Below are 9,770 nucleotides of genomic sequence, written 5' to 3' on the forward strand. Positions count from 1 at the left end.
CGGTATCACGTCCTTTCCAGGTAGGCCGTCACGCTCGCGGCGGCGTGGTCGGCCAGGTCGTGGCCGTGTTGCCCGTGCAGCAGGGCGGCGCACGCACCGGCCGATAAGGCGGCGCCGGCGCCGAGGGCCGCTCCGCTGACCTGCCGGATCGGCGTGTGCTGGTAGGTGCCGCAGCGGTCGCAGAGGGCGAAACCGTGCGGGCCGGCGGACACGATGACGTGCTGCGCCGCGGTGAGCGCCCGTAGTTTCCCGGCCGCCTGCGCCAAGGCCTGCGCCGACACCGCGCGGGGGAGTGAGGCTTGCACCAGCGAGGGCGACAGCGCGGCGAGCCGGGTCGCTTTGGCGCGGTGCCGCGACCCGGACAGGTTCACCACCAGGCCCGCCAGGGACGGGCGCGCGGCGGTGAGCCAGGGGAGGACGGTTTCTTCCAGTTCGTCGTACAGGTCGAGGTACAGCAGCGCGCCCGCCAGCGCCCGTGGGGCGGGCAGGCCGCTGGGCCGGGTCAGGGGCGGGGAGGGGGGCAGCAGCCAGTAGCGGCGCCCGTCCGCGGCTTGCAGGACCGCCGAGGTGGTCACCGCGCCGGGCCGGGTCATCGCCGATTGCACGGGCAGCCCCGGCTCTGCGTCGGCCAAGGCGGCCAGGTCACCGGTGGTGGGGTTCAGCAGCAGGCATGATGCCGGCAGGGTGCGCGCGTGCAGGATGCGCGCGGTGATCACTGCGTCGTTGCCGAGCACGCTGGTGGTGTCGGTCTGCTCGCCGTAGCCGTCCAGGATCAGCGAGCTGACGTTGAAGCAGGTGATGCTGGCCAGGGTGCCGGCGCATACGATGCGGTCGCCCAGGGCTGCGGCGGTGCCGCCGCGGGTGTCAGCGTTCACGCCGCCGCTCCCGCAGCGACGGATCGAACGAAATGGGTTGTCCGAGGACCTGCGCCGACAACTGGGTGAGCAGGGCCAGGGGGTCGCGCGCCCGCGCGCGTTCGCAGCCGCCCGGCGGGCCGGGGATCGCGAGTGCGGGGAGCAGGCGGGCGGTCACGGCCAGCAGGAGAGTGAAGGTGGCGTCGCGGTAGCGCCGCACGAGAGTTTGAGCGTGGTCTGCGCGGCCGGGTCCTGAGGAACGTATCGACATCCGCGCCTGGTACACCGGTGCGAACATGCCTTCGGTCCACACCCGGCACCAGCCGGCCAGCTCGTCGATCGCCGGGTCGGTGTAGCGGGTGGTGTAGCGGGCGAAGGCCGAGTCGTAGCCGTCGATCAGGTCCGGATGCCGCCGCTGGAGGCTGTCGGCGTACCTGCTGTTGGCCAAGACCTCCAGCTCGGTCGCCATGTAGGCCACATGCTGGTAGAGGGGTTCGCCGCGTGCGGGCAGTTCCGCGCTGGTGAGGTAGCGGCCGACGGCGGCCGCTCTCGCTGCGGGCGGGGCGGGTGAGGGCTGGCACATCACATCGGTGCGCGCCAGAAAGGTCAGGTTCTCGGCCAGTTCCTGGGCTGTCAGCAGCGGATCGAAGGTGATGAATCCGAACTCCAGCGGCACGCCCAGATGGCTCGCCACCTGGAGTGCGTCCACGGTCTGGGTGAGCGTCTGCCCCTTGCCGTAGCGGCGCAGTTGGCTGGGGGAGCCCGATTCGACCCCGACGAACAGGCGCCCGAGGTGCGGGGCGGCTTCAGCCAGCAGCCGGGCCCGGCAAAGGTTCCAGCGCCGCGACCGGCGCCGGTCGAACAGCTGCTCCAGCCGCGTGTAGATCTCATAGCGCAAGCGCAGATCGCGGCAGGCGGCCATGATCTGCGCGGCGCGGTCGGACAGGGGGGAGGGGTCGATCAGACCGTCCGCGCCGAAGAACTCCTCATCGACCACGCTCAACGCCGGCGGCCCGTCGGGCAGCTGCGACCACCGTTCCAGGGTCGCCACGCAGGCCTGGCCGCCGGTGCGGACCCATTCGTGGCCTTTATGGCTCCGCGGGCAAAAGGTGCAGGCCCCGTACTGGCAGCCCAACGATGTCTCCAGGGACACCTGGCCGCCTCGCCGCGCCACCGCCAGCACCAGAGCATCGTCGGGGGCGACCAGCTCGGGAGCCTTCCCGGGGCCGCCGCCGTTGCCCCGCCCCGTCGTGTCGATGAGACCGGGGATGCCGGCCCAGGCCGCGGGGTGCTGCAAAGACCGGCAGAGCGCTTGGAGGGGACGTTCACCCAGGCCGGTCGCTACCAGCAGCCGTCCGGCGGCCGAGGCGGCCTTGAACGGCTGGGCGGCCTCGTGCGGCGAGAACGCCGCCAGGATGTTGCCGAGCACCACCACCGGTGGCCGCTCCCACGAGGCGGTCACCTCCTCCACCATCTCAGCCAGCTCGGCCAGCATGCCCCACTGACCGAAGTTCACCCCGACCCCGATCACCTGCGGAGCGCTCGTCGTCAAGGCCCACCGGACCGATTCCAGAGGGTCGCCGTCGGTGAGGGCGTAATCGATGACGGTGACCCGGCCCGCGTGCGTCCAGCGCAGCCATGACGCCAACCGCGCCACCCCCAGCGGCAGCCGGGCTCCCCGGTACCGGTCCCGGTCACCGAGCCCGATCAACAGCACCTCGGGCATCCTCAGCCGCCCCGCCAACGCCTCGGATGCCGCAACGCTCACCTCCCACACCGCGGCCGCGGGACGGTGCCCCTGCGCCGGCGCCTGCGGGCCCTGCCCGATCGTCGGCAGCCCGAAGGAACCCTCCAGCAGCTCGGCGACCAGCGGCGCGTCCGGCAGCCCGTCCCGCCGCACGGCCACCACCCGGACCCGGTCCGGCGCCGCAGCGACCGCATACGGCCGCAGCGGATCACCCCCCAGATGGGCACCCGGCCACAGCCTGGCGGCCTCGTCCTCCAACTCGCACCATGGGAAGGGGCGGCGCGCCGCCTCAAGCAGCAGCTCGGCCACCGTCATCGCGCGCCGCCCAGCGCGAGCGGCCCGCCGGCGAACATGCCGTGCGAGGCCTCGTAGTCCAGGGCGTTGCGGCCGCAGCCCTTCCAGTACGGCTGGATCGGATACCTGCGGTGCAGCTGCGACAGTCCCACCGCGATCTGCACCAAGGACTCATACGAGGGGCGCACCGACAGGCCCAGCGCGGAGTGGACGTCGGAGTGATAGGCGTTGATGATCGGCGACACCCCCATCGCGGCCAGCGCTGCTGCGCCTTCCAGCGTGGAGGCGGCCGGTTCCAGGCCGGCGATGAGGATGGAATGGGCCCGGAACGCTCCTACCACCTGCACCAGCCTGCCCAGCGCCTCCACGATCCGGTCGTGCCCGTAGTCGGCGGCCTTGCCGGGAGCAATCTGCTCAAAGGCGCTGCGGCTCCACGCCTCCAGGTTGAATCCGACGTGGACCCCGCCCACCGAGGCCAGCTCGTCGATGAGCCCGTGATCGGCGGGCGGCATCGTCACCAGATGCACCGACACCCGGCCCGACGCTGGTGACGCCGCGACCGCCTCGGCCGCTGCACGCGCCAGCTCCACATGCCGCCGGAACCCGTGATCGAGGTTGCGCTCGTTCCCGCCGACGATCATCACCTGGTTGACCCGGTCGCCGTCGGCGGCCAGCACCGCCTGCACCGCGGCGCCGACCTGCGCAGGGGTCAGCCGATTGGCGTACGCGGTCTGCGCTGCCGTCCCCGCCAGCGAGCAGAACCGGCATTGGGTGCCGTCGCTGAAGAAGTAGCAGGAGCGCGGCGAGAAGAACGACAACGCCGACCCGCCGTACAGGTTGCACAGCTGCGCCAGGTCCGGGTCCTGGCGCAGGCTGCCCAGGTCGGCCGGCACCTCCACCGGCCACGTGATGCCCAGCCGCTCGCACCAGACGGCGGGCTGCGTCCCGTCATGGACCAGCCTCCATTCCCCTGCGCCGTAGACGTTCACCGCGACCGTCACCGGAACCTGCCCGGGGTGCAGCAGCCGGATCTCCTGCGGCAGCGCCGCGGCGTCGTGGTGGTGGACGGGGGAGTTGTAGAAGTTGCGCCGCCGCACCGCGGCTGTTTCGCCGGCGAACCATGCGGTGAAGGAGTCATCGACGGCGACACCGTGCGCCAGCAGCGCCAATTTCACCCACGCCGCTCCCGGCATCGACGCCGGCATCGACGCCGGCATCGACGCCGGCACCGTCCCCACATCGGCTCCGCGGGCTTGCGCCGCCACAAGGCCGGCGCCCACCTGCAGATCCCGCTCCCGCGAGGTCTCCGATGTCAGCCGCCGGGCGCGCCAGGTGAGCCACGCCCCGTCGTGGCCGATCTCCTGCACGTGCACGCCGCGCCGGGGATCCCAACACCGAACCGCCGGCCCGTCCTTGGTGGAGACCAACCGGGTGCGCAGCCCCTGGCGCTCCAGCAGCTCACCGAAGGCAGTCAGCGCCTGCTGGGCATCGCTTGTCCGAGGAGTGTCCACAGCCATGACCGGGTTTCCTTCGCAGCCTCGCCGGAACAGGTCGGGTAACGCAACGAATCTCCGCCCTGACGCGATGTAGAAGAAGGGCCAGCCCGCTGGCCATATGCAGGCCATACCGCCACCAACACCGAAACCCGTGGTCGATGACCCCCAGCAGCGAACGCGAACCGCTTCCGGACCGGCTGAAAAGACTCCGGAAAGCCGCTGGAATGACCCAGGGCGACCTGGCCGCCCGCTTGGCCGTCATCACCGGCATCTACACCGTCTCCCAACCGGAGATCTCACGGTGGGAAACCGGCAAACGCCGGCCGACCGAATGGATGCCCGCCCTGGCCACCGCCCTTCAGGTCGAGGAGAGCTACCTCACCGAATGCCCCCAGCGGATCGGGGCAGGCTCACCAGAGGCCGCTGATGAGGACTGGGAGCAGGTGAGCGCACTGCTGCGAAGGGCCTTCCTCAAACACGGCGTCACCGCCGCGGCCGCCGGAGCGGGCCTGCCCGCCGTCGGAGTCGCCGACCTCCAGCACATCACCGCCGCCCTCGACAACGCTCGCCGCTACGCCGACACCACCATCGTCGCCTACTTCACCACCCAGCTCGACACCATCGCCGCCCAGGACCGCACCCGCGGACCGGCCGCCGCCGTCCCCGATGTCCTCGCCCTGATCGCTGCCGCCCAAAAGATCGCAGCCGAAGCCCGCCCAGACGTCCGGGCCCGCCTCCTGCGCCTCATCGCCCGCGCCGCCGAACTCGCCGGCTGGTTCTACCGCGACCTCGCCGCCGAGCAGCCCGCCGAATACTGGCGCGACCGCGCCATGGAGTGGGCCCAAGCCGGCGCAGACCTCCCGATGCAGGGGTACGTGCTGCTCAAAAAGGCGCAGGCCGCCTGGGACACCCGCGACGGACTGCGGATGCTCAGCCTCGCCGAAGCCGTCCAAGACGGGCCGTGGCAGCTGCCCGCCAAGGTCTTGGCCGAGGCCGCTCAACAGGTCGCCCGCGGGCACGCCCTGCTCGGCACCGACGCCCCCACCATCCACCGCCACCTCGGCTATGCGCGCGACCTCCTCGACCAAGCCGACATCGCCACCGTCAGCCTCTCCCCGCACTACGACGAAGCCACCTTCCACGTCCAGGTCGCTCACACCCATACGCTCACCGGCCACCCCGACCAAGCGATCGCCGCCTACGAGCAGTGGCTGACTCCCGGAGTGTTCGACCGCCGCGACTACGGCTACCACCTGGCATTCAAGGCCGCCGCACAGGCACGCGCCGGAGACGCCGACGCCGCGGCACGGACCGGGCTCGCCGCTTTGAGGATCGCCCGCGACACCAGCTCAGCCCGCACCCACGCCGCGCTCATCCGTCTGACCGGGGACCTGCGCCCGCAGTGGCAACGGCCGCGCGTCGCCGAACTCCGCCAAGCCATCGTCTCCTAGCGATCCGCCCGACCACCGAAGAAGGCCGCGAACCGGGCGATCGTCTCCGCCTGCCACGCCCGCGTCTGCGGATGCAGATACCTCGGATCGTCTGGCATCGCCACCCCGTGCTGCATCCCTTCCACCACCACCAGTTCCGCACCGGACCGCCCGAACTGAGGCGCCGCCTCCTGCGACCACTGAAGAGGAATGAACGTATCCGCCGTCCCATGCACGATCAGCGTCGGAGCCCTCACCTCGCCCAGCAGCCGGTCCGGCCGCACATGGAACACCTCGTTCAGCATCGCCCGCCCGTGCCGAACCGCCGCCGAATGCGGCAAGAAGCCATCACGGGCCAACTCCACGGCAGCCTGCGGCGACAGGGATCCTCCTTGCCAACGCTCCGGCTTTTGGTCCACGAACCGGCGCTCATAGTGCAACAAGGGGTTGATCAAGGCCAGCCGCTCCACCATCCCCGGATACCGGGCGGCATGGAGCACCGCCAGCCCCCCACCGAACGACGCCGCGATCAACCCCACCCGCTCCCCGCCGGCCTCGCCCGCCTCGCCGAGCACGAACTGCGATGCCGCCCGCACGTCGTTCGCCGCGCCGGACAGCGTCAACTCCTCCATCCGTCCCTCGGACTCGCCGTGAGCCCGCAGGTCGAACCGCAACGACATCAACCCCGCCTCAGCAAGACCCCTGGCCAGCCGTGTGAAGAACCCCCCTTCCTCCCGGGTGACGCCACCGCCGTGAACCAGAACAACGGCACCGACAACCTCACCAGGGACGACCAGAGTCCCCCTCAACACCAACCCGTCGACGCTGGCGAACGAAACCTGCTTCTCCGAAAGACACATGAGTCGAGCCTGTGAGTTGCGTACGGAAACGGTCAACCCCCAGATGCCACATGCGATCCCGCCTTCCGGCAACTTCAGCCATTAAGACAGGAAGGCGGTGCAGGGGCACCGCGAGGACATCGCCCGGCATGTGGGGTTCACCGAGACAGACCAGCGGCCAGACCTGGGGTTGGCCGACTGGCCCTGACACCAGCTGGTGGAGCGGGCTAGAAGCCGAGCCCGAGGCCGGGTTCACCAAGGGAAGCGGTACCCGCACCTTCGCGCGACGTCACATGCGGGATGGGAGACGCGCGTGTCGGCAGGCTGAACGTGGCTAGGATCGTCACTCTCTCGTCGACTGTTGGAGCGCTGTGTGACACCGCCGCGTATCGGAGTTGTCATCGTGACCATGGGCGATCGCCCGCGGCAGCTTGCGGATCTGCTCGCGTCGGTGGCCAAGCAGGACGTGGCCCCGGAGCAGGTGGTGCTGATCGGTAACGCCACCCCGCTGGACGATGTGTCGGCGGACGTGGTCAAGGTCCCGCTCGAGGAGAACCTGGGCTGTCCCGGCGGCCGCAACGTCGGGTTGAAACTGTTGTGCGGGTCCGGGCGAGTCGATGTGATCGTGGAGCTGGATGATGACGGGCTCCTCGTCGCCGACGACGTTTTCCGCAAGATCCAGCAGCTCTATGCCTCGGATCCCGAGTTGGGGATCGTCTCGTTCCGGATCGCGGACGAGCAGGGCGAAACGCAACGCCGGCATGTTCCGCGCCTGCGCGCCGACGACCCGATGCGGGCGGGGCAGGTGACGGCGTTCCTGGGCGGCGCGCACGTGCTGTCGGTGCCGATGCTCAACCAGATCGGGGACTGGCCAGAGCGCTTCTTTTTCTGTCATGAAGAGACCGACATGGCGTGGCGTGCACTGGATGCCGGATGGAAGATCATCTATGAGCCGAGCCTGGTGCTTGAGCATCCGAAGACGTCCCCGGCTCGGCATGCGGTGTATTTCCGGATGACCGCCCGCAACCGTGTCTGGCTGGCCAGACGGCGGCTGCCGCTGCTTTTGATCCCCGTCTATCTCGGCGTGTGGATCGGCCTCACCGTGCTGCGGATCCGTTCGGCTTCCGGCCTGATGAAGTGGCTCGGCGGGTTCTGGGAAGGGCTTCATTCCGACTGCGGAGAACGCCGGCCCATGCGGTGGCGGACGGTATGGCGGATGACCCGGCTGGGGCGTCCGCCCCTGGTGTGAGGGTCATTTCTGCACCGGCGCCGGCTGGAGTGGGCGGGCAGCGACATCAAGGCCCTCGCCGTGATGGTGTGGCCGGGCAAGCCGACCGCCGCGGTCCGTGACCCGGCCCGGCCGCTCGACCCCAAACCCCAGCGGCCCCTTGCCCCGTTCACCTCGGGGGCGGCGCCGCTTGGGTGGGTCGTGCGGCTGGTCGTTCACCCCGCCCTGCGCACCGCGGCGCTGACGGCCGCGGTGCCGCTGGCGGTGAACGAGAAGCTCCGGCTCCACGAGCTCCTCGCCCGCTACATCTCCGGCGTGCCGACCCCGGTCAGCGGTGTGGGAGCGGTGCCGTACGGGCCGGTGTGGGCGCTCGACACCCCCGCGCTGGCCCGCTGGCGCAGCCACCTGATCGGCCGGCTCGCCGGCTCCCGGTTCGACTACCTGACCGCCCCCGACCCGGAGACGGCAGCCGATCTGCTGGCCGAGGAGGCCGACGCCCGATGACCGTCGCCGCGATCCTGCCGAGCCGCAACGAGCCGTCCACCATCGCCGCCGTCACCGCCGCGGTCGACACCGCCCTCACTGACACGGCCCTCACCGACACCGTCCTCACCGGATGTCCTGGTGGGGCGGTCGTCGTCCACGCCGACTCCTCCGACGCCCCCGACACCGCCGCCCGGTTCGCCGCGACCGGCACGCGGGCGGCGAAGGTGCCGCTGACCGGCCTGCCGCGCGGGAAAGGCGCGCAGATCCTCGCCGCCGCCCACCACCTGGACACCCACCCCAGCGGCCGGGATGTCGCCGCGGTGGTGATCGCCGACACCGACACCCGCAACCCCGACCCCGGCGTCTACCGCGCACTGCTGGACCGGGTCGCCGGCGGGGCGGCCCTGGCGATCGCCGACTACCCGCGCTTCTGGGACGAGGCCAACCTCACCAACCACCTCGCCCGGCCGCTGATCGCCGCCGCCACCGGCATCGACGTGCCGCAGCCGCTCGCCGGTGACCTCGCCATCTCCCGCGCGGCGCTGGCCGCCGTCCGCCGCGCCGCCCGAGCGCTGCCTCCCGAGCTGGGGGCGTGCGTGGACGGGTACGGCATCGACGCGTTCCTGCTCCTCAGGGCCGCCGCGTGCGGGCCGGTCGCCACCGTGCGGATCGACACCCCGAAACAGCACGCCGGGTCGTTCCCGCACCTGCCGGACATCTACCACCAAGCCGTCCCCGTACTGCTCCACCTCACCGCCGCCACCACGCCGCGCCTTCCGCAGCAGCAGCCTCCCGCCCGGTATCGGGCCGCCGACCGGGACATTGAACCTGGCCGACTTCGGTCCATGCTCTCCACGCTGGAACACCTCAGCGAAGGCCTCGACGGTTACGATGAGAGTGCCTGGCCGCTGCCCGTCGCGGACGCCTGGCACGACGTCACCTCCGGCACGCCGGCGCCCGACGCGGCCCGCCGCCTGTGGCCGCACTGCACCCGGCACGTCCGCGACTGGCTCACCAGCGGACAGCACGCCACCACCAGCACGCGAGCCGACCAGCTCGCGGCCGCGCACGCCCGCCTGCACAACGCCGTCCTCACTTCCGCAGGAGCCCGCAGATGACCGCCCCGACCTCCGGCTTCTCCGCCTTCGCGGTCGAGCCGTTCCCCGAGCTGCAGATGGGTGACGACCTCGCGGTGACCATCACCGACGTCCTCACCCGAACCGGCACCGCGCTGCAGGACGGCGACATCGTCGTCGTCGCCAGCAAGGCCTTCCCTGTCAAGTCAGCATGTTGAGCTTGGTCCTGCCTCGGACGGAGCCCGGGACGCCCGTCGAGGACCGGGCCGTCTGGAGGCAGCGGTCGTTGATGAGCGGTCAGATCCGCTTCCCTCTCTGGA

At 71.1% G+C, this 9,770-nt stretch carries 9 protein-coding genes; 5 read left to right on the plus strand and 4 right to left on the minus strand.

The window, feature by feature from the left end; all coding sequences use genetic code 11:
• Window positions 1-5: 5 nt before the first annotated feature.
• From J4709_RS55810 to J4709_RS29740, 3 genes are read right to left on the minus strand one after another with little or no spacing between them, the layout of a single operon-like run.
• Window positions 6-875: a hypothetical protein gene (locus J4709_RS55810; protein ID WP_208245296.1), complete on the minus strand. Its 870-nt coding sequence runs from the start codon at window positions 873-875 to the stop codon at window positions 6-8.
• A complete protein-coding gene (locus J4709_RS29735; protein WP_208245298.1) occupies window positions 865-2,916 on the minus strand; it encodes a B12-binding domain-containing radical SAM protein in 2,052 nt (683 codons plus the stop codon). The genes J4709_RS55810 and J4709_RS29735 overlap by 11 nt, the downstream gene beginning before the upstream one ends.
• Complete coding sequence (locus J4709_RS29740) at window positions 2,913-4,412, minus strand: radical SAM protein (RefSeq protein WP_208245300.1); 1,500 nt, start codon at window positions 4,410-4,412, stop codon at window positions 2,913-2,915. Before J4709_RS29740 ends, J4709_RS29735 begins: the two co-directional genes overlap by 4 nt.
• 137 nt (window positions 4,413-4,549) lie before the next feature.
• On the opposite strand from J4709_RS29740, the gene J4709_RS29745 reads away from it, so the two are divergent.
• Window positions 4,550-5,842: a helix-turn-helix domain-containing protein gene (locus tag J4709_RS29745; RefSeq protein ID WP_269757445.1), complete on the plus strand. Its 1,293-nt coding sequence runs from the start codon at window positions 4,550-4,552 to the stop codon at window positions 5,840-5,842.
• Here J4709_RS29745 and J4709_RS29750 read toward each other — a convergent pair.
• Window positions 5,839-6,681, minus strand: coding sequence for an alpha/beta hydrolase (locus J4709_RS29750; RefSeq protein WP_208245304.1), 843 nt, complete (start codon window positions 6,679-6,681; stop codon window positions 5,839-5,841). The genes J4709_RS29745 and J4709_RS29750 overlap by 4 nt on opposite strands.
• Before the next feature lie 388 nt (window positions 6,682-7,069).
• On the opposite strand from J4709_RS29750, the gene J4709_RS29755 reads away from it, so the two are divergent.
• The 4 genes from J4709_RS29755 to J4709_RS29770 all read left to right on the plus strand — a co-directional run bounded on the left by J4709_RS29755 (window position 7,070) and on the right by J4709_RS29770 (window position 9,668).
• Window positions 7,070-7,909: a glycosyltransferase family 2 protein gene (locus J4709_RS29755; protein ID WP_208245336.1), complete on the plus strand. Its 840-nt coding sequence runs from the start codon at window positions 7,070-7,072 to the stop codon at window positions 7,907-7,909.
• 180 nt (window positions 7,910-8,089) lie between these two features.
• Window positions 8,090-8,392: a hypothetical protein gene (locus J4709_RS29760; protein WP_208245306.1), complete on the plus strand. Its 303-nt coding sequence runs from the start codon at window positions 8,090-8,092 to the stop codon at window positions 8,390-8,392.
• The gene (locus tag J4709_RS29765) at window positions 8,389-9,492 is read left to right on the plus strand and encodes a glycosyltransferase family protein (RefSeq protein ID WP_208245308.1); all 1,104 of its coding nucleotides are present in this window, start codon (window positions 8,389-8,391) and stop codon (window positions 9,490-9,492) included. The genes J4709_RS29760 and J4709_RS29765 overlap by 4 nt, the downstream gene beginning before the upstream one ends.
• A complete protein-coding gene (locus tag J4709_RS29770) occupies window positions 9,489-9,668 on the plus strand; it encodes a coenzyme F420-0:L-glutamate ligase (RefSeq protein WP_208245310.1) in 180 nt (59 codons plus the stop codon). Before J4709_RS29765 ends, J4709_RS29770 begins: the two co-directional genes overlap by 4 nt.
• The last annotated feature ends 102 nt before the right edge of the window (window positions 9,669-9,770 follow it).

The sequence above is a fragment of the Actinomadura violacea genome, assembly GCF_017573465.1.
Classification (GTDB): Bacteria; Actinomycetota; Actinomycetes; order Streptosporangiales; family Streptosporangiaceae; genus Spirillospora; species Spirillospora violacea.

Excerpts from the sequence above, each read along its gene's own strand:
- J4709_RS29735 (WP_208245298.1), bottom strand. The coding sequence starts at position 2,916 with ATGACGGTGGCCGAGCTGCTGCTTGAGGCGGCGCGCCGCCCCTTCCCA.
- J4709_RS29740 (WP_208245300.1), bottom strand. The coding sequence starts at position 4,412 with ATGGCTGTGGACACTCCTCGGACAAGCGATGCCCAGCAGGCGCTGACT.
- J4709_RS29745 (WP_269757445.1), top strand. The coding sequence starts at position 4,550 with ATGACCCCCAGCAGCGAACGCGAACCGCTTCCGGACCGGCTGAAAAGA.
- J4709_RS29750 (WP_208245304.1), bottom strand. The coding sequence starts at position 6,681 with ATGTGTCTTTCGGAGAAGCAGGTTTCGTTCGCCAGCGTCGACGGGTTG.
- J4709_RS29755 (WP_208245336.1), top strand. The coding sequence starts at position 7,070 with ATGGGCGATCGCCCGCGGCAGCTTGCGGATCTGCTCGCGTCGGTGGCC.
- J4709_RS29765 (WP_208245308.1), top strand. The coding sequence starts at position 8,389 with ATGACCGTCGCCGCGATCCTGCCGAGCCGCAACGAGCCGTCCACCATC.
- J4709_RS29770 (WP_208245310.1), top strand. The coding sequence starts at position 9,489 with ATGACCGCCCCGACCTCCGGCTTCTCCGCCTTCGCGGTCGAGCCGTTC.